Below are 25,886 nucleotides of genomic sequence, written 5' to 3' on the forward strand. Positions count from 1 at the left end.
GAGGCGGTTTGACTTGATCATCGTCGAAATAAGAACAATCTCCAGCCCAACATTCTGCTGTCACTCTCTAAAGAACATTGCCCCACTCTCATGTGCCCGATGAATTTGGCGCTAAGGGTGGCATCAGGATCAAATTATCAAGCCAGTGCCAGATGGAAGCTAAAGGTCGAAGGTCTTGATCACTTTCACCAGGCCAAGACTGAGAACATCTGAATATCAAGCGCTGCTGCCAAAACCTTAACCATAGTCAGTTCTTCTGTTCTGATTTGGCCATATCTACCATTGGCTCCCACAATCGTTGTACGCAGAATCTCTGCGGACTGAATCGGTGCCGCCGCAAAGTTCTTGACGAGTTTTTTGTATCGTGTGCTGCTTGAGAATCCCAGTCAAGGGGTGCATCCGGCTGCATCTCAGCTAGGTTTTCAGCAAGTAGTTGAGGCTTGAGGAGGGCAAAATTTCCGTCGGCTTGATCTAGCTGGTGATAAACACAACGCTAGGGAGGCATGGCTTGGTCTGAGAGATGACGGCAGACGATCAATAAGCTGAAATGAGTTGTTCTGGTTAGGATCCGGCCGCTCTGCGCAGCAGCAGAAACTCCCCACAATGATGACCTATACCATTACGACCCCTCTTTACTACGTCAATGACAAGCCCCATCTAGGCAGCCTGTACACGACCATGGCCAGTGATGCACTGGCTCGTTTCCAGAGACTAGAAGGTAAGCAGGTCATGTTTGTTACAGGTGTCGATGAACACGGCCAGAAAATTCAACGCACAGCAGAAGTCAATAACATCAGCCCCCAACAACATTGTGATCAGATCACAAGGAGTTATCAAAATCTGTGGTCTCGCTGGGATATTTCAAATGATCGCTTTATTCGTACAACCAGCCACCACCATAAGTTACTGGTCGAGGCTTTTTTTCAACGTGTAGAGACCTCCGGCGATGTGTATCTTGGTCGGCAGCAGGGTTGGTATTGCGTCGATTGTGAAGAATACAAGGACGAACCTCCGCAAGCCCAGTCACCCTCCTGCCCTATTCATCAGAAGCCTCTTGAATGGAGGGATGAGGAGAACCTTTTTTTCAGACTTTCTCGTTTCCAATCACAAATCGAAGATCTCATTTCACAGCCAGATTTCATCTGGCCAGTCAGTCGCCGGAATGAAATACAGAATTTTGTAGCTCAGGGTCTTAGGGATTTTTCAATTTCAAGAGTTGATGTTGATTGGGGCTTACCAGTACCTGGTTATCCAAAACACACCTTTTATGTCTGGTTTGATGCGCTTGTAGGCTATTTGAGTGCTCTTTTAGATGATGGTGGCCAGGTTCGAATAGAACGTCTTGAGGAGTGTGGATGGCCTGCCTCAGTACATTTAATTGGCAAGGATATCCTCCGTTTTCATGCAGTCTACTGGCCCGCAATGCTGAGCTCAGCAGGCTTACCCTTGCCAAAACAAGTTTTTGGACACGGCTTTCTCACTCGTGAAGGTCAAAAGATGGGTAAATCACTAGGCAATGTAATTGATCCTGAGAAACTGCTTGAAGTGTGTGGTGAAGATGCTGTTCGATGGTATTTATTGCGTGACATCCAGTTCGGTCATGATGGTGATTTTCAGCAGAAAAGATTCATGGATTTAGTCAATAACGACTTGGCAAATACAATCGGAAATCTGCTGAACCGAACTTCGACTATGGCAAGAAAATGGTTTGAAGGATCTGTCCCTTCACATCGCAATGAAATAGATTATGCTCATCCCTTAGTGACCACTGCTGAAACAACTATTACCATCGTACGTCAATCAATGCCATCCATGGCTTTTCATGATGCAGCTGAGGCGATCCTTAAATTGGCTATTGCAGCCAACGTCTACCTCAATGAGACTGCACCTTGGAGTCGAATGAAGACGCCTGGTAATGAAGCCGAAGTGGCTGATGATCTTTACTCAGTTTTGGAGGCATGCCGACTTGTAGGACTATTAATTAATCCTCTTGTACCTTCTCTAAGCGAACGCTTGCTCAACCAATTAGGACTAAGTATTGATGGCAACGACTGGTCTAACAGTTTAGCTTGGGGACAATTGCAAAGTGGAGCTTTATTGCCACCATCTCAACCCGTAATGCAAAGACTAGAACTCTCTTCTTCCCTCTAATGCGATTCAACCTTCTACCATCACGTCATCTTGGCAGTCTGCTGCTGATCTTAACGATGGTGGGATGTCAGGAATCCCCATCAACACAGAAGAAATCCTCAGTTCCTTTTGTATTTAAATCTCTAGAGCTTCGCCACAAGCAAGCTGATGGTTCACGAGACTGGGACCTAAACAGCCCCTTAGCTCGCTATGAATTAGGCAGCAGAGTTGTAAGGGCTCGCAACCCAGAGGGTGTTCTGTACAAAGAAAACAAACCATCATTTGAAGTTAGTGCTCAGGCCGCCACAGTTGTAAATGATGGCGAGACAGTGCTGCTTGAAGGAAATGTAAAGGTTCAGCAGCTTACCGGAGAAAAAGTGTTGATCACTGGTGATCGTTTGCGTTGGACACCTGATGAATCGAAGATGGTGATTGAGCAACGACCCCAAGCTCTTGATAACATTTCAAGAATTAGTGCCAAGATAGTATTGTTTCAACAGTTAACCCAAGAAATTGTATTTAAAGGTCCAACAAAATTTGAACGTTGGAAAGAAGAACGCAAAGACAGTAATGAACCCTCCATTGTGATCCGCGGACGCAATGGCCGTTGGAATCTAGACAGCGGTAAACTTAATGCTATGGGGCCAATCCTTGGCCACCGAATTGTAAGTAAAAGTGATATTCCACAGCAACTTACAGCCACAAGGTTGCAAGGAAACACTAAGAAGGGTTACCTCGATCTAATCAAGCCTGTTACACTTACGATTCCAGGAGAAAAAGCAAGTTTACTTGCCCAGACCACGCGCTGGAAATTTAATAGCGAAAAGATTGAAAGCAATAAGCCTTTCACTGCAACTCAGGAAAGATCAACCTATCGTGGAGATAGTTTTAAAGTTGATCTTGCCCGTACAGAAGTAGAAATTCCTCAGAAATGTGAACTCAGTCAACCTGGCGAACAACTCAGGGCTGAAAAATGTATTTGGAATTGGAGCACGGAAGAGGTTCAAGCAATTGGCGATGTAATCTTGAAGCGAGAAGCAAATAATCAGATTACTCGAAGTGACAAACTAGAAGGACGAATTGGAGATGAGGGAACAGTGTCTTTCTCGTCATCTGGTTCTAAAGTGAGATCACAATTAACAATTGAAGAAGCTAAGGAAAAATCGATCCTTTCCTCTAAGTCCTCTCCTCCAGTTCAGTTCTAAGACGTTGCGACCATCCAATCAACCAGAGTTCATCTGAACGACTAAAACATCGCTCGGAACATCCACCCAGGACAACCCAACCATTTGATGCTAATGGATACACCATAACAGCAGGCAAGTTCTCAACAATTGGATTAAATTCGATTCGTCCAGGAAACAGTGATGTGTTAACCAATGAAATCAATTCGCCTCGATCTCTGGCCTGGTTACAGATCTCACCTGGAACGAAATTACCATTACCACTGATTCCTCTACGTAAAAGAACTTGATTATTCCAATACACTAGGATCACTGCCGCTGGGGTTGCTGTAAGTAATAAATGACTTCCCCAGGCAAGTTCTTTTTGTAGTACATCATTCAATCCATCTACTAATTCGAATGTCTGATTTCCCTCAAGGATCTGCTTGCTGGGAGCCATCGGGCTCGCTTGTGTCCATAACACTGCCATAAGCATCAATCCGACGGCGGCAACGCCAGCCAGGACCTCAGCACGCTGAAAGCTCGGCGTAACAAGGTCCACTGTTAAAGCATTAAATGCTGCCAAAGACAGGGTCAACAGCCCGGCGATCAGGGAAATACGCGCAACTGGTCGCATCGAACGAAACAAAAGTGATGTCAGATGCACTCACTCTTGCTCAAATGGGTTGTGTTGTTCCAGCTTTCATGACCGATGCTGAAGCCTTTGCAGCAGTCGCCCTCGCCGCCGTTTCCTGTGACGGGGCCCTCGGTCGCGACGAAGCCCATGCCCTTCGTCGCCAACTTGAATTCAGATACCCCTATCGGGAGCGCTCGGAAGCCGCTATGGGCGAGCTCTTTGATCAACTCCTAAGCCTGTTGCGTCAGGAGGGTGTAGATGGACTGATTAGCAAAGCATTACCTGCCCTGTCTTCGCTCCAACAGGAAAGTGCTTTGGCAGTCGCCGCCCAGTTAGTCCATTCAGATCGCGAGGTCTCAAAGGAGGAAGCTGCTTTCCTGGAGGATCTAGCTTGCAAGCTTGACTTACCTTCTGATCGAGCAAGGATTGTGATTCAAGCAATTTCTGCTCTGAATCGAGACAGCTTGCTCAGCTGACGGCAGACTGCATTATGAGCTGTTGTTGAACTGATGCCTGTTCTGAGGTCAAGCCGCATTCTCGGTGTTCTGATCAGCATCCTCCTGGGTCTGATTCTCCTTGTACCAGGAGCCTTTGCCATAACAACAGAAGATTTTCCTGTTGCAAGGCCTGAAGGCCATGTTGTCGATTCTGCTGATGTCCTCAGCAGAGTGTCTCGTTCTCAGATTGAAGGACGTCTTGTTGAGCTCGGAAACGAAAGACTTGATGCTCGCTTGATTACTCTTCGTAAACTTGATTATGGTGTTTCCCTTTCCAACTTCGGCAGTTCGCTGATCGATCGATGGTCCACAAACGCTGGTGAAAAAGAGCTGCCCCTGCTAGTGATGTTGATAGATGCACAAACCAAGCAAACCGTTGTCTTGGCAGATACAAGTTTAAAAAGCACATTACCGGACGCCCTTTTGCAGAGCACTGGCCGTACGACAATGAATAAGCCAGTGGTGGGAGGAGAGCGCTACCAGCAAGCATCCTTTGATGCAATTGCTCGCTTACAAGTTGTATTGGATGGAGGGGAGGACCCAGGACCTCCTATAGAAACGTTTAGCGCAATTAAGCAAACCAATATCCCATCACAAGAACAAACACAAAGCAGTAATGCAACCCTAGTGGTCGTTGTCTTGATGGTTGTAGGCACCATCGTTCCGATGGCCACTTGGTGGGTGTTCTCTCGCTGAGTCAATCACCATGACGCTTAGGGACTGGATGAGAACATTTGGGGAAGCTCGATCGATAGACATCAATAATGACCTTGAACGTGGTTACGAAGCAGCACTTCTGATCCAGACACTTGAGCTTGAATACTACGGCGATCGGCCTATAAGACCCAACCTGCAACTTTCTGTTCCTCGATCATTACAGTCAACCATATTGCGCAAATTTCATACGGCCGTGAATATCTGTCGTTTAACGTTTGAGGCTCTTAAGCCTAATATCAGCCAACTTGATAGTCAGGAATATCGAAAATTTCAGTTAATTGAGACGATTGTTAATCGCTATGCCCCGAAGCGTTCGTCAAGAGCAACATCTATAAGCAGGGCACCCGACCCTCTTCCCAGATCACTTCTTGGTTTAGTTGATAAGGTGCGACGACAGCTTGATCCAACATCCGAGGCGACATTGGTTGCAGGTTTTCGCCGACGTCGCGATTCCACTCTGATCTCACTAAAGATCATCTTGCTGCTAATTCTGGTGCCTTTACTTGTGCAACAGATCAGCCGAACTTATCTCATTACCCCGGCGATTGACTACTTAGCCCCAGATCTGCCATTTCTGAGTTATCCCAAACCCCAACTTGAAGAACAAGCGGTTGAAAAACTTAGAGTCTTTAAGGCAGAGATAGAGTTTGACGCCCTACTCAAAGGTGATTCAATCCCAAGTCAAGACGAACTACAGAAGGCTCTGGCAATAAAAGCAATTCAACTTAAGGATGAAGCTGATAAAGAGAGCACACATGCAGTAAAGAATGTCTTGGCAGATATCGCAGCACTGATTGCATTTGCTTTTGTTTGTATAATTAATCGGGAAGAGTTGAGAGTTCTCCGAGGGTTCCTAGACGAAGCAATTTACGGCTTAAGTGACTCTGCAAAGGCATTCGCAATCATTCTTTTTACAGATATGTTTGTAGGGTTCCACAGTCCCGAAGGATGGCAGGTATTATTGCAGGGAATTGCAAATCATTTTGGATTTCCAGCTCGAGAAAATTTCATACTTTTATTCATTGCCACCTTCCCTGTGATACTTGCAACCATCTTTAAATACTGGATTTTCCGTTATCTCAATCGCGTCTCTCCATCTTCTGTTGCAACCCTACGCGGAATGAATGGTAGTGGCTAACACTATTCCTATACTTATTGGCCTTACCCTAGTTTCAGGCCCAAGCAGAGGTGGAAAGAGTCGATGGGCTGAACACTTGGTCAAACAATTCAAGTCTGTAACTTATATCGCCACCTCGCCTAGAAGAGCTGGCGACCTGAATTGGGAGCAAAGGCTTGAAAAACATCGTAATCGTCGACCAAAGCACTGGTCAGTAATTGAATCTGGACCAGACCTTAAAAAGGCAATCATTCAAGTGCCAAGATCAGATGTTGTTTTAATTGAAGCCTTAGGTGGTTTTGTTGCATGGCACCTCGACCAACCTTCGAGCAATTGGAGAGCCCTGAAAAACGATCTACTGCAAACGATTAAACAACATGATGCATCCATCGTGATTGTCATTGAGGAAACTGGCTGGGGTGTTGTACCCAGTACATCAAATGGAGGTCTTTTTAGAGATCGTCTTGGCAAGCTATCTCAGGAACTGGAACCGTTGGCATCCAACAGCTGGGTTGTCATACAGGGTCGAGCATTGAATCTCAAACAGCTTGGTATTGCGGTGCCATGAACGCTCCAAATGAACGCTCACCATTACGCGTAGCTCTATACGAGCCACGTATTCCACCAAATACAGGAAATATCGCTAGGACCTGTGCAGCCTTCCGCATTCCACTAGCTCTGATTGAACCTCTTGGGTTCAGCCTTGATGATCGCTATCTACGTAGAGCAGGACTTGATTACTGGCCTCACGTCAATTTATCAGTTCATTCTGACCTGGATACATTTCGCAAGTGCCTGCCACTAAATCATCGACTGATCGGTTGCAGCAGATTTGAAGGAACCCCCCTCCGTTCGATGCGTTTCCAAAGCGGAGATGTTTTGCTTTTCGGCCGTGAAGACACAGGTCTTCCTACCAAAATCCGTCAACAGTGCGATCAGATCACGACAATTCCCATGCCTGGAGCAGCAAGTGAACAGGGGCAGGGCGGAGTAAGGAGCCTAAACCTGTCTGTGGCTTGCGCCATCGTGAGCTTTGAGGCTGGCCGGCAACTGGGGCTGTGGTGAGTAAACCGAACCAAACTTGCTTCTGCCCCCCCTTGCCTAATCGAGGGGAGATCAGCTAACTTCTCCCGGACTCCGGCCAAATTCGGCTTGATAGGGGTTTTGAACATCGACTTTATTGAATGAAGCCCCTGTTGTTGCTTATTTCTTCCTTTGCAGCACCAGTGCTTGCTTTAGGAAACCTTGGGTCCTTACCTGGCTATGCAGATAGTGCTGTACAGGAGAATGTCAAGATCTCAAGCACAACCTCACAGCAACTGATATGGATCAAAGTTTCCCTGCCAATAACCATAGGGGAACTTGCAGGCAAGCTCGGACTGAAAGCGACTGAACTGTCAAAACTAAATAAAAATTCATCAGATACAGAACTGAACAAAGGCAGTTGGGTTGTATTGCCAAGATCTGTTCATGGCCGCTTGGGTCGAATCACTTACCTGGATTCAGATGATGCACTGCTGCCTCCCCCACCTCCATTTGATGAAACCAAGAAAAAAAATACGTTTTACTCTTTCAATGATCTAAATAAGAATAAAAATCAAGTACAGATCCAAACAAAAATAAGTAGCAACAACATCCTTAAAAAGGAGTGCACCCTTGAGTCTCCATGCAACTGCCCCACCTGCTTAGATGTTGAATCACCAGTGAACCCAGCAGATCTATTCACCAGAAGTAATGGCATGCTCCAGCTAGGAAGCATTGATTCTGATTCCTACATATGGCCTACTAAAGGTGTGTTCACATCTGGTTTCGGATGGAGGTGGGGGAGAATGCATCAAGGCATTGATATCGCCAATAAAGTGGGCACTCCCGTTTTTGCAGCAAAAGACGGAATCGTCACCTATGCCGGATGGAGGGGGGCCTACGGCTACCTCGTAGAAATTGCCCATGGTGGTGGCTCCACAACCCGCTATGCCCATAACAATCAGATTTTGGTGCGCAGTGGTCAGTTCATACCGCAAGGAGCAACGATCTCTAAGATGGGCAGCACAGGTCGCAGCACTGGTCCACATCTCCATTTTGAGATCAGAAAGAAGGGTGGCTTAGCAATGAATCCAGTCACGTTGCTTCCATCGAATAAGGTCTGAGCAGAGAAGGTCCATCGTTTATTGTTGTTAACGACAAGGCTCGGTAGCTCAGCTGGTTAGAGCGTGGGATTCATAACCCCAAGGTCGGGAGTTCAAGTCTCCCCCGAGCCATTTTATTTTCTCAAATAGTCAACCTTCTGCTAATTGATTTATTGTGTTATTGAATCTAAAAACTAAGTATAGCTATAGACGAAATCTCAATCTCAATGATTTCATCTAACAAAGATTTAAACGGCTGACAAATAGGATTTATACCTTGTTCAAAGAGACCAGTGAGCCTTCACCACAACAAATCAAATAAGACTAAATAATAAACGGAATTTCATTCCATAAAGCCTAAACGGAAATCAAGGGTAATTAGAAAGTGAATACAGGTAAATTTCGGCAAGATTATCGAAAATATCGAGATCAAACTGACGTCGAGTAAAAAAAATATCAACCTCCGGAAAGAGCTGATTAGCAAGATTTTAGGCTCTTGGCAATTTTGTCAGCCTCAACAAGAGATTCAGAAGCAAACTCACCTTAACTAAAACATCAATGGCTTTACCCTGACAAGGGAAACAGGTGAAAGCAACGACGACTTCCCGTGAGTAGAAACACCTACATGGCATTGGTTTGCTCCAGGGGCTAATCGCGTTTCTCTCATTTTTACCCTTGCGCAAAGATCAGAGTCTTTCTGTAGGGTCAAATCATGAGCAGCCAATCAAGCCCACCCTTGCAGATCTCTGCTTCAAACGTTAATTTTCGCGCGAACTCCTTAAGGCTGAATGTCTAAGGGGTAGAGCACTTTGATTGGCCTCCATGAATTCGCTGCCGTTGCTGATCTCATCCATCGCCACGCCAGTGCTCGCACTAGGGACTCTCAACCACCTTCCTGGTGAAGCGAGCAAACATCATGTTCCTTCCTCCCCACCATTGCCACCACCCGTTCTCTCTGAGCCTGATGGAAAGATATGGGTCAAAATCAACAAACCAGCAACGATTAAATTCATTGCTTTTCAGCTTGGCATCTCCTTATCTGAGATTTCCAAGATCAATGATCAGCCATCAGGAAACAGCCTAAAGCCTGGCAGTTGGATTGTCTTACCTGTATCAGCCAAATCTCGCCTTCAGCAGGCTAAGAATCTAGACATAGGTTCAGTCAGCCGCAACCAGCCGCCAGTGACCGCCCCCGCTCCACCCTCAAGCGTGGTCAAAATACAAAGCGGAGACTCGATTGCATCAATTGCCAAGCAGCATGGAAAAACACATCAGAGGATTCGTCAGCTAAACCCAGGTCTTGAATTCAATCAACTCACAGTGGGTAGGAATATTCGAGTTGCCAAGGTAACACGTCCTCAGAAAACGACTTTAACTACAAGTCTTGGCAGTAACAACCTTCAATCCCTTTCTCTACTCAGTAATGGAGGTGGATGGATAGATCTAGGAGACACTAACTCTTATATTTGGCCGACAAAGGGTGTAATCACTTCAGGGTATGGCTGGCGTTGGGGAAGAATGCATCAAGGTATTGATATAGCCAATAAGGTCAATACAGCTATCCTTTCGGCAAAAGGCGGCATTGTTTCCTATGCGGGCTGGAAAGGAGCTTACGGATATCTTGTAGAAATAGCACATGCAAACGGGGATTCAACTCGTTATGCTCACAACAATCGACTACTTGTTAAAAAGGGTCAGATCGTACCCCAAGGAGCCACAATCGCAACAATGGGCAGCACAGGACGTAGTACTGGGCCTCACCTACACTTTGAGATAAGGAAGAAAAGTGGTACAGCAATCAATCCAGCAACCCTCCTACCCTCAAAAATAGTAACAACAGTGCCCACTTTTCACTATTGCTATCATCACAAATCCTTCCACGAACATCATGTATGATTAAATATATAATGCTTTCATGAGACTCTTTAGCTTATTTTTACTAGGGAAATATGGGGATATTAACGATTACGAGTCTCTTATTGCAAGTATGTATTCAAGCAACAGACAGGTTCGCATAATTTTAATCAAACAGTGATAGCAATCATTTCGCATGATTAGATTATCCAGCATTGAAAATATCTTTGTTCTCATTTTTCAATCACTATTAGGGGTCGTTGCAAATGCTAGCTCAAAGCATATTTAACATGCTCTGAAGAAGGCAATTTAGTTTATTCTAATTTTGTCATGAATGAATCAATTTATATTGGCATTTGCTATCTTGAATTTAAATAGTTCATAATCTAAACTCTAACGCATTTCAATTGCATTAAGTCTTTGTCGAAATGAACTCTGGTTCTCTTTCGCTTCTGCAACCTGTGTTTTATCGCTTTGGGATACCTCAGGTGTGTAGGGGCGTCTATTGCCTCGCTGGCTCCCAGATCGCATCGGCATCGCCTGCAGGGTTAGCTTTCTGGTGTTGGGATCGCGAATTAGTGGTTGGACCTTAAGTTCAGACCTAAGCTGATTGAGAAGTCGAAAATGGCCTGTGCAACTGAATTTACGTAGCAAGGCTTGGTCCCAAGCTGTTGTTTGTTTGAGCATGTAAGAAGTTTAGATGATTCCCGTTTGAGCCATATTGATACGCTTAGACCTAGCGATCAAAACAGGCATGGCATGATAAATTTGATAAGCCAACTAGAAGTCATATCGACTTCACTATAGCTCTGATTAAGCACATCACTTGCAGAGCCATCAACTCTTAACTCTCCATCATGACGACCAACGAATGCCTAAGGGTGGGTCAGCAGGCCCCAGACTTCAGTGCTACAGCTGTTGTTGATCAAGAGTTTAAGGAATTAAGCCTTTCCCAGTACAGGGGTAAGTATGTGGTTTTATTCTTTTATCCTTTAGATTTCACTTTTGTATGCCCAACAGAAATTACAGCATTTAGTGATCGGTACACTGATTTCTCAAGCCGAAACACAGAGGTATTAGGTGTTTCAGTTGATAGTCAATTCAGCCATCTTGCATGGATCCAGACATCACGTAAGGAGGGAGGGCTCGGTGACATCAACTATCCATTAATAGCTGATCTCAAGAAAGAGATATCTACAGCCTATAACGTTTTAGATGATGATGCTGGAGTAGCCCTACGTGGTTTGTTTATCATTGACCCAGATGGAGTAATAATGCATTCAACAATCAACAACCTACCGGTGGGAAGGAACGTAGATGAGACATTACGTGTACTGCAGGCCTTTCAGTATGTCCAGTCACATCCAGATGAAGTATGCCCAGCTAATTGGACACCAGGAGAGAAAACAATGAAACCAGACCCAGTTGGTAGTAAGGAGTTCTTCGCCTCAATAAATTAATCATTAATCTATCAATACATCATTAATCTGATTGATCTGCTGCCTTAATTGGTGGCAGATCATTTCTATTTAAATACACTGCTTTTTTGCTTGATCCATCAACCAAGGCCCTTAGGCCTTCGCCGAGATCCTCAGCCATGGCAATCCTTTTGCCATCACTAACAACTACCCTGGTAAGGGTTGGTAGACCACCTTGACGTGCTCTTAGGTAAACAGGTTCTACATAAAGAAGGGCCTTGCCTAGGGGGACAACAAGAAGGTTCCCTTGCACTACTTCAGACCCAGCACGATCCCAAAGACCAAACTGTTGGCTGATCTGCGGGTCCTGATTGATAAGGGCCTGAATCTGTTCAGGGCCGAAGATTGGCGTTTGACTTGGGAAACGTAGTAACACTAATTTTCCATAATGATCACCATCACTTCGAGCAGCGAGCCACGCAGAAAGATTGGGGCGAGCAAGTGGTGTTAGTGGTTGTAATAAAAGAAATTCTGAACTTTCTTGACTACCTAATTGTGCAGTGATGTGATATGGATCAACAGGAACCTGCCGCTTACCATAGAGCTCCTTTGGAACCTGCCAAACATCATCACCGCTATAAAATATACGAGGATCAGTAACGTGGTATCTAAGTAATTGCTGTACCTGTACATTAAACAAATCTGTAGGAACCTTAAGATGCTCTCGTAAGCTTGAAGGCATCTCCTCAAGAGGTTTGAAAAGATCTGGAAACAATCGCTGCCAACCCAATATTATCGGATCCCGCGGTTCGCTCACATACAAGTGAACACGACCACTGTATGCATCAACAATAGCTTTGACTGAGTTACGTAAATATCGCAAAGGGCGACCATCTGGCAGGTTTGCTGCGTAGGGATATGTGCGTGAGCTTGTATAAGCTTCAACAATCCAATATTGGTTTTGCTTAGCTTCATAATCATGATCTCTAGAATTAACAGATGTAGAGACCAAATATGGATCACCAATAACTTCAAGGAATGGCGCTATTGCACTCACTCTTTGTCTTACTTCTCGCCTAATAAGAAGTTTGGAATTAACAGTTAGCGACCCTGTATTAAGAAGGCGGGGTTCAAAAAGGTACATAGCTGCTGCTAATTGTTGCCAGGGATGACCCACCGGCACACCTCCTGATCCTAAATAGTGGTTGTAGATATTCTTATCGCCTACTGGATAATCTAGTTCTTTTAGTTTGCTCGGAGCAAGAGCATAAGGAGAGGGAAGCATTCCAAAATAGAGAGCTGCTCGCCCAATAGGGACAGCCTCTTTGACATCTTCACGAGTAATGCCGAGCTCAGAACTACCTTCAAGACGTGTTGAGGTTCCTAGATCACTGATAAAATACTCAGGGAGGCCATCGGGTGCTCTTGTATTGACTGGACTGAGAGTAAAGCCATATCCATGCGTGAAAACAAAATGACGATTCAACCAAGTACGTGAACGTTTTGGAAGTGCAGCCTGATCAAGTTCGCGTGCTGTGATCATCACCTGTTGCCGGTTCGCCTTGTCAGGCACAAAGCGATAACGATCTACCGCCGCATTTGAAAAGCGATAGTAAACCCTCAATTGCTGTAATTGACGATTGGTTGCTAAGAGAGGCTGGCTGTCCCATAGACGTATATTCCTTAGGGTGCTTGCACCTTGTTCAAGATCAAGTTGAGTTAACTGAGGTTGAGGATTAATAAGTGTAGTCGTAATCGAGTCAAGCTGAAATGCTTTCCTTGTGGCTTTAATTGCTCGAATGATGTAAGGGGTTTCTAGTTTCAGTTCTCTAGGTTTTACGATCATCCACTGGACAAAAGGAGCCAAAAGCACTTCGAGAAGAATTGTGCCTACGCCAATAATTGAAGCGATTAATCTCCATAGACGCCTTTGTTGTATCCATGGAAATGGAATCACCAGAAATGCGAGAACCAAAATGGCCAAGCTCGCCAAACTTCGTAGAGGAAGTATCAGGTGATCATCCAACCAACCAGCTCCGGCTACCGTACCGTTCTGCGTCCACAGAAGTTCATGACGTGACAACCATAAAAGTGCTGAAAGTGTTAAAAGTATGATGCCAATTAATGGCCTCATAACATCACACTGTCTAGGCGATAAACCTTTGAAAACCCAATCCGAAAGAGATTCAGGCTGGGCTAACTTCATCCATATTGTCGTACTCGTTGTTAAGACTAGTTGGGCCAATAGAACAACCAAGGCAAAGGCAAGTGCTGGAAATTGGCCGAGCCCAAAACTCACATCAGCGCCCAGTAGTGGTTCTTTAATACCTGTAGGAGGGATAGCAAGGGCGAGTGACCATAGTCCCCAGCCTCTAGCGATGGAGATACTGAAGCAAAAACAACCCATCAAATGAGCAATCCTTCCCCCTCGGGCATTGCCAAGCATCACGCAAATTGAGATGAATACACAGGACAGCGGAATTACCACCGCCCAAATGTCTTCAAAAGGTTCACTCCACCAATGCCCAAGGGCAAATGGGTTAAAACAAGCTAACCACGCCAATCGAGTGAGTAATACAAGATCACCGACCACCACCACGAAGCAGCCAAGTAGCCCCAAGCCATAACGCCATCCATGCAGGGGAAGGGCTGGCTCTGCAAAGTTGCTTGCACCTTCGAGTTTGATCCAGTTGCGCTGCCAAAGCTGACAAGTCGCTACAACCAGAAGGGCGAGTAGAAGTCCTCCCAGTTGCCAGAGCCAACGGCGGAGAAGAATCCCTTGCCAATCAAATTGACCGAACCACAACCATTCGACTTGAACCCGCATCAACAACCAGAAAGCTGCGATAGAGAGCAAGAGCCAAAGCCACTGGCTCTTGAACCATTGCAAGGGTCGGGCGAAACCAGCCAAGCCCATCTACTCAATCAACACAGGCTAAGTCGTTCTAGTTACACGCCCACTGGCTGTGACTGATCAACAGTCAATCCAGCCAATTGCAGAAACCGATCAGTATGGAGAGTTTCCTCCTGAATCAGAGCATCAACCAACAGATCCATTACTTCCCTTCTTGGCGAAAGCAAGTTAATTGCCTGCTCTAAGGCTTCAACCGCTAAAGCTCGTATCTGCTCGTCTATGACTTTGCCAGTCGATTCCGCGTAGCTCGGGCGTGTATGGATCAAATCACGTCCTAGGAAAACCTCTGAACCCTCTGTCTCCAAAGCGATAGGCCCAAGGCTCGAAAATCCGAACCGCGTCACCATCTCTCGAGCCAGATGCGCAACGCTCTGCAAGTCGCCACTTGCACCCTGGGTGATTTCATCCAGTCCAAAAACCACCAACTCTGCTGCCCGGCCGCCAAGGGCAACCACAAGCCTTGCGAAGAGATATCCCTTTGTGACCAAACCTGAATCAAGGATTTCCTCATCTGGCCAGAAACGAGTAAATCCGCCAACGCCTCCGCTACGGGGCAAAAGTGTGACCTTATCAATACGGTCGGCATGAGGGGTTAAAGCTGCAACCAGGGCATGTCCAATCTCGTGATAGGCAATCAACCTCTTTTTTGCACTGTCTTGTAGAGGTGCTGCAGAGAGTCCCATCGTGATCCTTTCAAGCGCCGCTTCAAGCTGTTCAGTGCCAATCGATGCTTTCTCCTGCCTTGCTGTGAGGATGGCAGCTTCGTTCAATAAGTTGGCAAGATCAGCCCCTGAGAAACCAGGTGTTCGACGTGCCCAATCCTGCAAACACACCTCCTCAGCAAGGGGTCGAGTTCGAGCATGAACAGCCAGGATTTCCTTACGGCCCCGACGATCAGGAAGGGAAACTTCAATACGACGATCAAAGCGTCCAGGCCGCATCAGTGCAGCATCAAGCACATCTGCCCGATTGGTAGCTGCCAGAAGAATGACGCCAGAATTATCTGCAAACCCATCCATTTCTGTCAGAAGCTGATTAAGAGTCTGTTCTCGTTCGTCATTTCCACCACCGATCCCAGCCCCTCGCTGTCGACCCACAGCATCAATTTCATCTATAAACACGATGCACGGGGCTTTCTCTTTAGCTTTGCGAAATAGGTCCCTTACACGACTAGCGCCCACGCCAACAAATAATTCCACAAATTCAGAGGCGGCCATAGAGAAAAAAGGAACGTCTGCCTCACCAGCAATTGCTTTGGCCAAGAGGGTTTTCCCTGTTCCAGGAGCACCCACTAGAAGAACACCCCTTGGGATAAGGGCGCCAAGCTTGATGAAGCTCTCAGGTTGCCGCAAGAAAGTAACCACCTCTTGCAGCTCCTCTTTTGCTTCTGTAACCCCCGCTACATCATCAAAGCGAATAGGTAGATCCTCTTGCGGTTTCAACCGTGGTTGACTGCGTCCAAATCCCATTGCTCTGTTTGCGACTTGAGCAGAACGACGAAAAAGAAACGTCAAGCCAACAACAACCATCAAGATCAATACAAGATTGCCGGCCATTCCTGCAAATGCCTGTTCCTGACGAATGTCCTTCACCGTCAGAGAGGTATCAGCAGCCTCGGCAACTCGTAGGATTTGTTGGTAATTATCGAAGATCGCCACCTTCTCCTGGTGTCCATCCTTGAAAACCACCACGACTTCACGCCGTGCTGGTATCAACTCCAACGACTTAACCTTTTTCTCTTTGATCTGATTGAGCAGCTGGCTATAGCTGATTGAGGGTTTCTGCTTGAAGGGCGCAAAGGATACAGCTTCAGATGAATGCTGAGACTGATCTGCTTCCAGAGATGAACGCTTCAGAGATGGCGACCCCTGCAGTGCCGATGGACCTGAACTCACAGCAACGTTGCGGTGTCCAGAGCCTAGCTATTTGACGCAAGGCCTTACAAAAGGGGAGGATTATCGTTTGGCTTTTCCTGCCTGAGATGGCTGTACCGAAGAAAAAAACCTCCAAAGGCAAACGTAATCAGCGTCATGCCATCTGGAAAGCTAAAGCCGCCACAGCGGCTCAACGCGCTCTATCAATCGGCAAATCGGTTCTAAGTGGTCGAGCACAAGGATTTGTTTATCCAATGCAAGAGTCTGATGATGATGAGTCTTGATATCCCCTCTGACCAACCCACATCAACTGGCGTGCAGGCGTAAGGGTAGCGACGACATCAGCCTCTATTCCATCGAGACAAGTTAAGGGAATAGAGGCAAGAATCATGCGCACAAAACCCTCAAACGATTCTTGATCAAGGCAAACACCACGATTTAGTTGCATCAAGCTCTCCTGGTTGGCTTTCCAAATTCGTGTAGAGCTTGGGTCGATTGCTTTCAGGTGCCAAAGAGTATCTAAACGGTCCCATATCGGTACATAGCCGTTCAACGCCTCTTGGACAACAAAGCGATAATCATGCTCAAGCTTGTTCAGCGGTGGTACGAGCTGATCCGAAAATTGGTCTACCTCTTCAAATTTGCAAGGTAAGCAACCAAGGATCCATCCTTCTATGACAAGTACCTTTGGATCAGAAAGGTGCCAGCCATCTCGATCACCTCGACCATGACGGAGCGCTTTGTCGAACATCGGTGCTTTTAAGTGACCAGTTGACTGCCATGTATCCAGCACACTGGCCAACAAATCGAGATCATGGCTGCCTGGAAGCGCTCTAGGCACTCTCCAGGGATTACCGCTCATGCTTCGATCGAGTTCAGGGAATGGCCAATAAAAATCATCCAATGAAATCACCTTGATCGGCCAACCCAGTTCTCCAGCAGCGGCTTCGAGCCAACAGCCAAGGCTCGTCTTTCCGCAACCCGGAAGGCCTGTAATACCAAGCAATGATCGATCGCTTTTGCCAAGACAACCTTCCACAAGTGTGAGTAAAGGCAAACCAAGCCCCCAAATCCAATCGGTGCGGGTAGATGGATGCCAGAAAGGCCTTTTTAACGATATGCCGCCTCGGTTTTGCCAATGGATAAGCCAAGCTTGTGGATCAGGCCAACCCAACTGAACGAGTAACTGTTCAAGAGGTTGAATTGGAAAGAGAATCTGGGAGTCGGCAGGGTCAGACCAAGGCGTTAAAAGTTTATTTTGATGGTGATCAAGAACCAAGCTTGAAGGCCTCGAGGACAACTGCATAAACCGCGCCAATCCTCAGGTTGTCCAAAGCCAACCAGTGCAACGGCCAAGGCTCAATCTCAACACGGCTGCGCAAAAAGACCAATAGCTCAATGATCAAAACCATCACAATGACAACAAGCGGTCTCATATCAATCTTCTGCAGGTAATAGACAGTGAGGTTGCTACCGAGATAAAAACCAAGCAACAAAGCGATGAGAGCAATGCTGCGTCGCCGCCATGATCCAAGCCAAGCTTGAGCAAAATGCCCCCACAGCTGACGCTGGAATCGTGCAAAGCGTGTGTTTTGTAGGCTCATGAAGGAGCCATAACGATGAGTCTTTGTAAGTACTCCAGCTTGACCTGTCCTTGGATACAAGGAGGGCCTACGAGCACTTTGCAGGGCAACCCTTTGTCACCAAGATGGTCGAACACCGCATTGGCTTGGTGAAACTGTGATTTGAGTTCCTGATCCCACGGGGATGGGGTGAGCAGGCATGGCAGATTCGCAGCTCTAGCGGCAGCAAGTCCAGCGGCAGAATCTTCGATCACTATCACCTCATTCTTTTTGAAACCACTAGCGCAAAGTGCATGCAGATAACCCTCTGGATGGGGCTTGCCGAGGTAAACATCCTCAGCGGTGATGCATCCCCGGAACGGTGAATCACCAGAAGGGAAACTCACCTCAAGTAAGGCATTTACAGAGTCGCGACCGCTTGTTGTTACCACCCATTGCTCCACTCCATTCAATTGGAGTTCCATGAGAAGACGCCGCACACCGGGTCTCCAAGGGACGTGTCCAGTACGTATTCTTTCGATGTAGTGGTGTTGTTTACGCCTACGCAACTGAGACAAAAACTCCTCATTGAACTCTTCTCCCAGACGATCAGCATAGGTCTCAATACGTTGTCTGCCTCCTGGTATTCGTAGAAGCTCAGCGTATAGGAGTTGATCCCAGTACCAAGCAAGTTCGGCCTCAGCAAAGGCCGCATTAAAGGCCACACGATGGCCTTCCATTTCTGTGTCAGCAAGAGTGCCATCAACGTCCCAGAACACTGAACAAAGCTTGTTCATGCCTAGCGGCGATACAACTTCCTCACAGCTTGAAGCAACGCTAAAAATGCAGAAGGTTGCCAGTAACCATTGTCATCATCCGAACATCCCTACTGGAGCTGGCAGCTGCCGACGCCCATCACCTCTGATCCTCTGCCAGAAGTTCCTCTTCCTTTGCCTCTAAGGGCCGTACTGGTTCGCAGAGGCGTGCTGGATTCCTCTACAGCTAAAACGATTCTGGAACCACCCAAACCACCAGATCCTTGCGATCACTTTCCTGATCTAGCGAAGGCCATTGTGCGTCTGCAGGGAGCCTGCCAAACAGCAGAATCGGTCGCCATCTGTGGTGATTACGACGCCGATGGGATGACCAGCACAGCCTTGCTAATGGTGACGTTGAAGTGTCTTGGCGCTCAACCAATAGCTGCGATCCCGAACCGAAAAAGTGAAGGCTACGGGCTCAATCGCGACATGGTGATAAGGCTTCATGAACAGGGAATTCGACTGATTGTCACCGTCGACAACGGTGTAACAGCCCAAGAGGCACTGGAACAGGCAGAAAATATTTCTATGGAGGTGATCCTCACCGACCACCACACGCTCCCTGATTCACCTCTAAAAGTCCTCTCACTACTTCATCCATCAGTAACACCTCAAGACTCACCCTACCGATGCCTGGCAGGCGTAGGTCTGGCATACCTGCTTGCTTCATCTCTTGCTGAAGCGATGGATTGCAAAGAAGCTGTAGGGCCTGCCAGAGACTTATTCTGCATTGGAACAGTAGCGGATATGGCACCGCTCACTGGTGCAAACCGAGCCTTCTTGAGAGAAGGCCTGAACAATCTGCATCGAACCCGATGTAAAGGCCTGAGAGCTCTCCAACGACTGGCTGGTATAGAAGAACGTCCCCTTAAAGCCGAAGACATTGGCTTCCAGCTAGCCCCAAGGATCAATGCCGTAGGGCGGCTAGGTGATCCGCAGCTCGTGGTGAAACTTTTGACAGTCGATAACGAAGACGAGGCCATGACCCTTGCTCGTCAATGTGACCAGCTCAACAGGCAGCGCAAGGATCTCTGTAATGCCATTGAGGCAGAAGCTATTGCCCTGGTTGAGGCCGAGGGTGCAACCCCTCCACCATTTTTGATGCTTGCTCAGAATCATTGGCACCATGGCGTGATCGGAATCGTGGCAGCTCGTCTAATGGAAAGATACTTTCGCCCAACTGCATTACTTGCTGGTGAGGGAGACGGACGTCTACGTGCCTCTGTACGTGCACCATCTGGGTTCGCTGTGAATGATGCTCTCAAGGCTTGTGCAGTTCATCTTGATCGCTTTGGTGGCCATTCAGCAGCAGGTGGTTTCACGATTCGAGCTGAAAAAGTAGGAGCACTGCATGAAGCATTAAATGAGCTGGCTAGCCATTGGCATGCAACTGTTGGTAGTGGGGTCTCTATTTCACCAGAAACACTTTTAAAGCTTCACGAGATCAACTTGGATCTATGGAATGGCCTTCAGCAACTAGAGCCCTTTGGCATTGGTCACCCAACTCCACTGTTCTGGGCAAGGAATTGTCTTGTTGTTGACCAGCACAGAATGCGTGGTGGTCACCTGCAATTAATTTTGGCCCAAGGTGACTGTCAAAGAAGGGCAATTGCTTGGCGATGGATAAGCGAAGCCAAAATTCCTGAACGGATTGACTTAGCATTTCGCATCAACATGAACCACTGGCAAGGGGAGGATCGCCTGCAGATGGAGGTTGTCGCCCTAAGAGCATATTGCCCTGAAATCAACCTTCATCGAAAAGATAAAACCTATCGCTGCCTTATCGACAAAGAAGGTGAAATGGTACTAGTTAATCCTAAAGGTGAGGTGCTAAAAGCCATCTTGTCAAGCCATGGAAAGCTTAAATGCACTGACAGTCGAGCTAGGCATCCTTACATTCGTAACCTGATCGAAGAGGGATTAATAGGTCTGGGACTTCGCCCATGAGTTTTGATCTACGACGGCTCGAACAATTAATCCCAGGAGTGATCGGAAGAAAACAATCTGAGATTATTCAGCTCTTCCAACATCTTCTATGTCTTTTGATTATTGGCCTTCTAATCGGCCTTGCATGCCTGCCACTCAACCTGATTGATGGAATTCAAAAGTCTCTATTTCAGCTGTTACCAGCAACAACAGGAAGTGCCTGGCGGCCAATTGGTCTGATATTGGCACTTTTGCCGATAGGAGTGATGCCAATCCTCTTGTTACTGCAGCGGGGGCCATGGCGAGATGCAGCTGGCTCTGGGATACCTCAGACAATGAATGCTCTTGAAGATCACTCACAGCTAGCCCCTGCTCTCGCTGCACCAAGAACGATTCAACGTGGTCTTCTCTGGACTATTGCAACGGTTGCTCTTTTCCCGCTTGGACGGGAGGGGCCAGTGGTGCATGTAGGAGCAGCTGTTGCACGAGCTATTCACAAACGTTTTAAGCGTTGGCTCCCTTCACTAAATGAGCGTCAGATTGTGGCTATTGGTGGCGGTGCCGGACTTGCAGGAGGCTTCAACACCCCTCTACTGGCACCAATATTCATGATTGAGGAACTCACAACTGAATATTCCCTCACTCTAATTTGGCCTGCTCTTGTGATTGGAATCTCCGCGGCTTGGTTTAGCAGCATTGGCGGAGAACCAATCTTCGGTCTTGGCATCATCAATGTGATGGCCCCAGAATCCGAGCAGCTCTTAATTGCTATTCCAATTGGAATTTTAGCTGGGCTTGTGGGGGGATTCTTTAATCGAGGCCTTGTCTGGTGCTCTTCATTTCTTGAGCCATGGGTGCGTCAACGACCAATCCGCACTGGTCTATTACTTGGAATTTCCCTCAGCGCCTTGGCTCTGGCCAGCTGGGGGACAAGCACAGGTGATGGAGAGGGGCTTCTGCAATTGTTGATTCAGGAAGGAATGCCGAACCATTTCCCTGAAGGTGGATCTATTTCACAAGGACTAACTTCTATATGGATCACCTTGGTTCGTGTCTTAGCTCCAATGATTGCACTTTCACCTGGGGTACCTGGAGGCCTTATTGATCCTTCACTCACATTCGGAGGCCTCCTCGGTTACACATTCTGTGCATTGGTCGGATCAAGCACTCATCTCGGCCTAGCACTAGGAATGGCCGCTGGTTTGGCTGGTGCCACACAGCTTCCACTGGTCTCGATTGTGTTCGCCTGGAGACTAGTTGGCGATCAACAACTAGTTGCAGGTGTAGTTCTTTGTTCAGTACTAGCCGCCTACATAGGACGGTTGGTAGCACGTAAGCCCGTCTATCACGCTCTTGCCGAACTTCAAAGACCTAATCGATTTTGATAAAAACATAAGAATATGATTGCTGGACCGGCCAGGGCGACTGCGCCAAGTGGCCCAAAGATCTCGAGAATGCGGATGGCAGTGTCCATAGCGACTTAGAGATGATCCCTTTTGACTGGTAGAGAATACGAGATTGCGGTCACATAAAGTGTGACTGATCACCGACTCTGTGATGCCTTGTCACAGCATGAAGGATGAGCCATGCCTGGAAGAAGTGGCAATGCATACAAAATTGCGGAGCCTGCTGCCGTCTAGATCCCACTGAGCGAGGAGAAGCCATTGCAGTACTCAATGAAAGGCAGCAAGAGATTTATTTAGAGATGGTCAACCCCGACGGCTGGTGCAAGCATTACGACACTGGTGGACGTCGTTGTCGCATCTACAACTCCCGCCCTGATTTCTGCAGGGTTGGTTTACTGGCATCACTTTTCAATCTGCCGCAGGACAAATCAGAATCATTTGCAATCCAATGCTGCCGCCAGCAGATTCGATCTGTCTATGGCGGTAGAAGCCGAGAGCTACGAAATTTTGAACGTAGCCTGCGCCTCCCATTTCAAAAAGATGGTTAAGGCACCAACTTCTAATGACACAATTCCAAAACCCGCTCCTGAGAACGGAGCAATGGGTTTCACAACAGTGTTGTTAACGACATTCACCACAGTCTTTTTGGCTGAACTTGGCGATAAAACCCAGCTGGCAACCCTATTGCTATCAGCTCAGTCAGGCCAACCATGGGTAGTGTTTCTCGGGGCTGCCCTAGCCCTCATCTCCTCCAGTTTGGTGGGCGTCTTGGTGGGTCGTTGGCTTGCTGGAATCCTGCCACCAGAACGCCTGCAAAAAATGGCCGGGGTGCTGATGGTGGGCTTGGGGTTATGGCTTGGACTACAAGCCACTCAGTCTCTGCTAATCGCAAGCCAATAATTAAGCATATGGATTTCACCCTGTTGTTATCGACATTCATCACAGTGTTCCTTGCTGAGCTCGGTGACAAGACACAGCTGGCAACCGTAGCCATCAGTGGAACAACAAACCGACCTTTTGCTGTTTTTCTTGGTTCTGCAAGTGCTTTGGTTTTTGCAAGCCTGTTGGGGGCCATGGCCGGAGGTTCGATGGCTGCTTTAATCCCTGAAAACCTTTTGCAATTGCTGGCTTCGTTAGGCTTTCTGATCATTGGCTTACGCCTTATGTTCTCAAACCTGAGTCTTTCTTCTGCAGAGGAGGCAGCCCCTGAGAAATAAATGCGATTAAATGTCTAGAATTAACTCACAGCCAATGTTGACTCTGCGCTGTCTTCGGATTCCTCTTTGGTGATGGCACCGCCGGTCATGAAGACTGGTCTTCTACCTTCCTATCTCAATGAAGTTCACGGTCGCTGACCTGCTTGACCAGTTACCCCCCACTGGGGGACTGGAGATCAAAAAACTCGAAAAAATTCTCAAGCTCACCACAAAGGCCGATCGCGACGGTCTTGAAATAGCCCTTCAGGGTCTCTTGAGACTCGGCATTGTCAACAACGAAGAAGCCGGTGCAATAAAGCGCAGTGATGACGAGTCACTGATTGAAGCTCGTTTGCGCTGCAGCAGTAAAGGATTTTGTTTTGCCCTAAGAGATGATGGGGGAGACGATATCTATATTCGCGATCATCAACTCAACCATGCCTGGAACGGAGATCGGGTACTAGTCCGCATCACAAGAGATGGGGGACGTCGCAGATCACCAGAAGGTGGGGTGCAATGCATCCTCGAAAGGACCACCACCAGCTTGCTTGGTCATGTTGAACGCAAAGATCAAAATATCCTTGCAATACCTCTTGATGACCGCATCCTTGCAACGATCCAACTGCCAGATGGTGATCAAGCCCATCTGAATGATGGGGAGCAGACAAGCGTGGTGGAAGTGAAGCTTGATCGCTATCCCATTGCCCAGTTCCCCGCTGAAGGGCATGTAGCGCGTTCACTTCCCTTGAATGGAGGCCCCTCAAGTGATCGTGATCTTCTTCTTACCAAAGCCAACCTTCAAGATCGACCTGCTCCACCTCGCAGCAGCCTAAAAACCCCAACGGCTAAACATCGGCAAGATCTGAGCTCACAACCAGCGTTGCTCCTGCGCAGCTGGCAGGTATCTGATGCTCCACCCCTACCAGCGGTCTATGTGGAGCCCCATGCAGGTGGCACACGTCTGTGGATTCATGCGCCTGCTGTAGCAGAACGTCTGAGTATTGGGAACAACCTGGATCTCTGGCTAAGAGATCGAGCTGAAGCTCTCTGCCTTGGCGAAGTTTGGCATCCCCTGCTGGGCCAAATTCTTTCAAAGGCCTGTTCATTTCAAGTTGGGGAAATCAACGATGCAGTAAGCGTTGCTCTGGACATCTCGGCAGATGGTGAGGTGATTGATTGGCATTTCAGCCTTAGCTCAATCAAGCCAGTAGCCGAAATCGGACCGAAGACCCTCACAGCTCTTAGCAACAGGAAACCAAAGGCAAGAACAGTCCCTGCTGCGCTGAAGTCCGTCAAGGATCACTTAGCCCAACTCGAGACATTGATCTTTTGTGCGCGTACATTGCAAATGGGAGAACAGGCCAGTGGCTCTATAGAGCTGGATCTGGCTGTTCCAGAACTTCAATGTCTTGGCGACCTCCGCTGGGCAGACCCTGATTCATATCGTCATCAATGGGCGCTTCCTCTTGATCAAACTGACCCCCAATCAGTTTTGAGCCCAATGATTAGAGCTGCTCATCGCGCCTGGGCGCAACATGCCCAGAATTTGCAACTCCCTCGCCTGGTGATTGAGGCTTCAGAAGCAGACAACAACACCTTGAACGACGTTGCTAAATCAGCATTAGCTCTTGATATTACCTTGGAACTTGATGAAGAAGGTAGTCCTGCTGCCACAGAGCTTGCAAAAGCATTTTCGACAACAGCCTGTCGAAGAGTGCTGGATCAACAACTACGCCATGCACTGCCAGAACCTGTGTTAAGACTGGGAGTTCATGATAGTCAGAAAGAGAATGGAAATATTGAATGCGACCATGAAGACACAAAGTCAATGGATTCGAACCTACAATCACCTTGGTGCTGTCCAACTATCCATTACACCGATCTTATTAATCAAGAGATCATAGTGTCACTTTTAAGTAACGGTAAAAATCGTCCAAATGTTCGACAAAAGGAAAAAGTGGTTCTGGGGTCCCGTGAATGCTGGCAACAAATCAAATGGCCACTATTCAGCACAAGCCAAGCAAAGAATCTAGAAGAAATCTGTAGTGAAAGCCTCGTGCATCGCCTCAACACACTGCGCCGTCAAGCTGAAGAGCTTCGACAAGACCTGATCGCCATGGTTCAGGCACGTATCGTGGAACCCCTTGTTGGGGAAGAGCATCAGGGGGTAATAAGCGGAGTACAGAGTTATGGGTTCTTTGTGGAAATTCCACCTTCTATGGCAGAGGGCCTTGTCCACGTCAGCTCTTTAAATGACGATTGGTACGAATATCGCTCACGTCAAAACCGATTGGTGGGTCGGAAGAATCGCAAGATCTATCAACTTGGTGATCAAGTAAACGTGAAAGTTGTCAAAGTTGACGCCTTAAGGAACCAAATTGACCTCGAAGTTAATGGATCAGCAATCACTGTTGAAGCCAATATGAATGTTGATTCTGATCCAACCAATCACGCAACCACAACAAAAAGTGAGGTCAAAGGCAAAATCACCAAGAACAATGAACAACTAGTCAGCTCAAGTGAGGCATAGC

Annotated in this window: 24 protein-coding genes and 1 tRNA gene; 18 read left to right on the top strand and 7 right to left on the bottom strand. The window is 47.3% G+C overall.

The features are described from left to right. The first annotated feature begins 606 nt into the window (after positions 1–606). Together metG and lptC are read left to right on the top strand one after the other, a co-directional pair. Positions 607–2,151 (top strand): methionine--tRNA ligase, encoded by a 1,545-nt coding sequence (gene metG, locus PMIT1303_RS06510; protein WP_063398236.1) that lies wholly within the window; start codon positions 607–609, stop codon positions 2,149–2,151. Beyond that, on the top strand, positions 2,151–3,335 hold the full coding sequence (lptC, locus tag PMIT1303_RS06515) for an LPS export ABC transporter periplasmic protein LptC (RefSeq protein ID WP_063398026.1): 1,185 nt from the start codon (positions 2,151–2,153) through the stop codon (positions 3,333–3,335). The genes metG and lptC overlap by 1 nt, the downstream gene beginning before the upstream one ends. Here the strand turns inward: lptC and PMIT1303_RS06520 are convergent. Further along, positions 3,307–3,930, bottom strand: a complete 624-nt coding sequence (locus PMIT1303_RS06520) for a cofactor assembly of complex C subunit B (RefSeq protein ID WP_063398237.1) — start codon at positions 3,928–3,930, stop codon at positions 3,307–3,309. The genes lptC and PMIT1303_RS06520 overlap by 29 nt on opposite strands. Positions 3,931–3,947: 17 nt before the next feature. Here PMIT1303_RS06520 and PMIT1303_RS06525 point away from each other — a divergent pair, with 17 nt between their 5' ends. From PMIT1303_RS06525 to PMIT1303_RS06560, 8 genes are all read left to right on the top strand, one after another. After that, positions 3,948–4,406, top strand: a complete 459-nt coding sequence (locus PMIT1303_RS06525) for a tellurite resistance TerB family protein (RefSeq protein ID WP_082824457.1) — start codon at positions 3,948–3,950, stop codon at positions 4,404–4,406. Positions 4,407–4,439: 33 nt separating this feature from the next. Then, the gene (gene psb32 / locus PMIT1303_RS06530) at positions 4,440–5,123 is read left to right on the top strand and encodes a photosystem II repair protein Psb32 (RefSeq protein ID WP_063398027.1); all 684 of its coding nucleotides are present in this window, start codon (positions 4,440–4,442) and stop codon (positions 5,121–5,123) included. A 10-nt stretch (positions 5,124–5,133) separates the two neighbouring features. Further along, positions 5,134–6,282: a proton extrusion protein PcxA gene (gene pxcA, locus PMIT1303_RS06535; protein WP_063398028.1), complete on the top strand. Its 1,149-nt coding sequence runs from the start codon at positions 5,134–5,136 to the stop codon at positions 6,280–6,282. Further along, positions 6,269–6,829: a bifunctional adenosylcobinamide kinase/adenosylcobinamide-phosphate guanylyltransferase gene (locus PMIT1303_RS06540; RefSeq protein ID WP_063398029.1), complete on the top strand. Its 561-nt coding sequence runs from the start codon at positions 6,269–6,271 to the stop codon at positions 6,827–6,829. The genes pxcA and PMIT1303_RS06540 overlap by 14 nt, the downstream gene beginning before the upstream one ends. Continuing rightward, positions 6,826–7,326 carry a tRNA (cytidine(34)-2'-O)-methyltransferase gene (locus tag PMIT1303_RS06545; RefSeq protein WP_063398030.1) on the top strand — a complete coding sequence of 167 codons (501 nt, stop codon included), beginning with the start codon at positions 6,826–6,828 and terminating at the stop codon, positions 7,324–7,326. Before PMIT1303_RS06540 ends, PMIT1303_RS06545 begins: the two co-directional genes overlap by 4 nt. Positions 7,327–7,445: 119 nt before the next feature. Next, positions 7,446–8,408, top strand: coding sequence for a M23 family metallopeptidase (locus tag PMIT1303_RS06550; RefSeq protein ID WP_063398031.1), 963 nt, complete (start codon positions 7,446–7,448; stop codon positions 8,406–8,408). 37 nt (positions 8,409–8,445) lie between these two features. Further along, positions 8,446–8,519, top strand: a tRNA-Met gene (locus tag PMIT1303_RS06555). A gap of 690 nt (positions 8,520–9,209) precedes the next feature. Then, on the top strand, positions 9,210–10,283 hold the full coding sequence (locus PMIT1303_RS06560; RefSeq protein ID WP_063398032.1) for a peptidoglycan DD-metalloendopeptidase family protein: 1,074 nt from the start codon (positions 9,210–9,212) through the stop codon (positions 10,281–10,283). Positions 10,284–10,634: 351 nt separating this feature from the next. On the opposite strand, the gene PMIT1303_RS13995 is transcribed toward PMIT1303_RS06560, so the two are convergent. Further along, positions 10,635–10,928, bottom strand: coding sequence for a hypothetical protein (locus tag PMIT1303_RS13995; RefSeq protein WP_063398033.1), 294 nt, complete (start codon positions 10,926–10,928; stop codon positions 10,635–10,637). Between the two features lie 170 nt (positions 10,929–11,098). On the opposite strand from PMIT1303_RS13995, the gene PMIT1303_RS06570 reads away from it, so the two are divergent. Continuing rightward, complete coding sequence (locus tag PMIT1303_RS06570) at positions 11,099–11,701, top strand: peroxiredoxin (protein ID WP_063398034.1); 603 nt, start codon at positions 11,099–11,101, stop codon at positions 11,699–11,701. A gap of 22 nt (positions 11,702–11,723) precedes the next feature. On the opposite strand, the gene PMIT1303_RS06575 is transcribed toward PMIT1303_RS06570, so the two are convergent. Further along, on the bottom strand, positions 11,724–14,576 hold the full coding sequence (locus PMIT1303_RS06575; protein ID WP_063398035.1) for a UPF0182 family protein: 2,853 nt from the start codon (positions 14,574–14,576) through the stop codon (positions 11,724–11,726). Between the two features lie 32 nt (positions 14,577–14,608). Beyond that, positions 14,609–16,468 carry an ATP-dependent zinc metalloprotease FtsH gene (ftsH, locus tag PMIT1303_RS06580; protein WP_063398036.1) on the bottom strand — a complete coding sequence of 620 codons (1,860 nt, stop codon included), beginning with the start codon at positions 16,466–16,468 and terminating at the stop codon, positions 14,609–14,611. Positions 16,469–16,554: 86 nt separating this feature from the next. Here ftsH and rpmF point away from each other — a divergent pair, with 86 nt between their 5' ends. Next, entirely contained in the window at positions 16,555–16,731 is a 177-nt protein-coding gene (rpmF, locus tag PMIT1303_RS06585; protein WP_011130135.1) for a 50S ribosomal protein L32, read from the top strand. Here the strand turns inward: rpmF and PMIT1303_RS06590 are convergent. From PMIT1303_RS06590 to PMIT1303_RS06600, 3 genes are read right to left on the bottom strand one after another with little or no spacing between them, the layout of a single operon-like run. Further along, a complete protein-coding gene (locus PMIT1303_RS06590) occupies positions 16,695–17,753 on the bottom strand; it encodes a hypothetical protein (RefSeq protein WP_063398037.1) in 1,059 nt (352 codons plus the stop codon). The genes rpmF and PMIT1303_RS06590 overlap by 37 nt on opposite strands. After that, complete coding sequence (locus PMIT1303_RS06595) at positions 17,716–18,051, bottom strand: DUF565 domain-containing protein (protein WP_011130137.1); 336 nt, start codon at positions 18,049–18,051, stop codon at positions 17,716–17,718. The genes PMIT1303_RS06590 and PMIT1303_RS06595 overlap by 38 nt, the downstream gene beginning before the upstream one ends. Next, on the bottom strand, positions 18,048–18,806 hold the full coding sequence (locus PMIT1303_RS06600; protein WP_063398038.1) for an HAD-IA family hydrolase: 759 nt from the start codon (positions 18,804–18,806) through the stop codon (positions 18,048–18,050). The genes PMIT1303_RS06595 and PMIT1303_RS06600 overlap by 4 nt, the downstream gene beginning before the upstream one ends. Before the next feature lie 69 nt (positions 18,807–18,875). Here PMIT1303_RS06600 and recJ point away from each other — a divergent pair, with 69 nt between their 5' ends. The 6 genes from recJ to PMIT1303_RS06630 all read left to right on the top strand — a co-directional run bounded on the left by recJ (position 18,876) and on the right by PMIT1303_RS06630 (position 25,885). After that, positions 18,876–20,774, top strand: coding sequence for a single-stranded-DNA-specific exonuclease RecJ (gene recJ / locus PMIT1303_RS06605; RefSeq protein ID WP_063398039.1), 1,899 nt, complete (start codon positions 18,876–18,878; stop codon positions 20,772–20,774). After that, positions 20,771–22,138, top strand: a complete 1,368-nt coding sequence (locus tag PMIT1303_RS06610; RefSeq protein ID WP_063398040.1) for a chloride channel protein — start codon at positions 20,771–20,773, stop codon at positions 22,136–22,138. The genes recJ and PMIT1303_RS06610 overlap by 4 nt, the downstream gene beginning before the upstream one ends. Positions 22,139–22,332: 194 nt before the next feature. Then, a complete protein-coding gene (locus PMIT1303_RS06615) occupies positions 22,333–22,707 on the top strand; it encodes a YkgJ family cysteine cluster protein (protein WP_063398041.1) in 375 nt (124 codons plus the stop codon). 52 nt (positions 22,708–22,759) lie between these two features. Next, positions 22,760–23,059 carry a TMEM165/GDT1 family protein gene (locus tag PMIT1303_RS06620; protein ID WP_011130142.1) on the top strand — a complete coding sequence of 100 codons (300 nt, stop codon included), beginning with the start codon at positions 22,760–22,762 and terminating at the stop codon, positions 23,057–23,059. Positions 23,060–23,067: 8 nt separating this feature from the next. Then, complete coding sequence (locus PMIT1303_RS06625; RefSeq protein WP_036915105.1) at positions 23,068–23,376, top strand: TMEM165/GDT1 family protein; 309 nt, start codon at positions 23,068–23,070, stop codon at positions 23,374–23,376. Positions 23,377–23,494: 118 nt separating this feature from the next. Then, the gene (locus tag PMIT1303_RS06630; protein WP_063398042.1) at positions 23,495–25,885 is read left to right on the top strand and encodes an RNB domain-containing ribonuclease; all 2,391 of its coding nucleotides are present in this window, start codon (positions 23,495–23,497) and stop codon (positions 25,883–25,885) included. The last annotated feature ends 1 nt before the right edge of the window (position 25,886 follow it).

Origin of the sequence: Prochlorococcus sp. MIT 1303, assembly GCF_001631965.1 — a bacterium.
Lineage (GTDB): Bacteria > Cyanobacteriota > Cyanobacteriia > PCC-6307 > Cyanobiaceae > Prochlorococcus > Prochlorococcus marinus_D.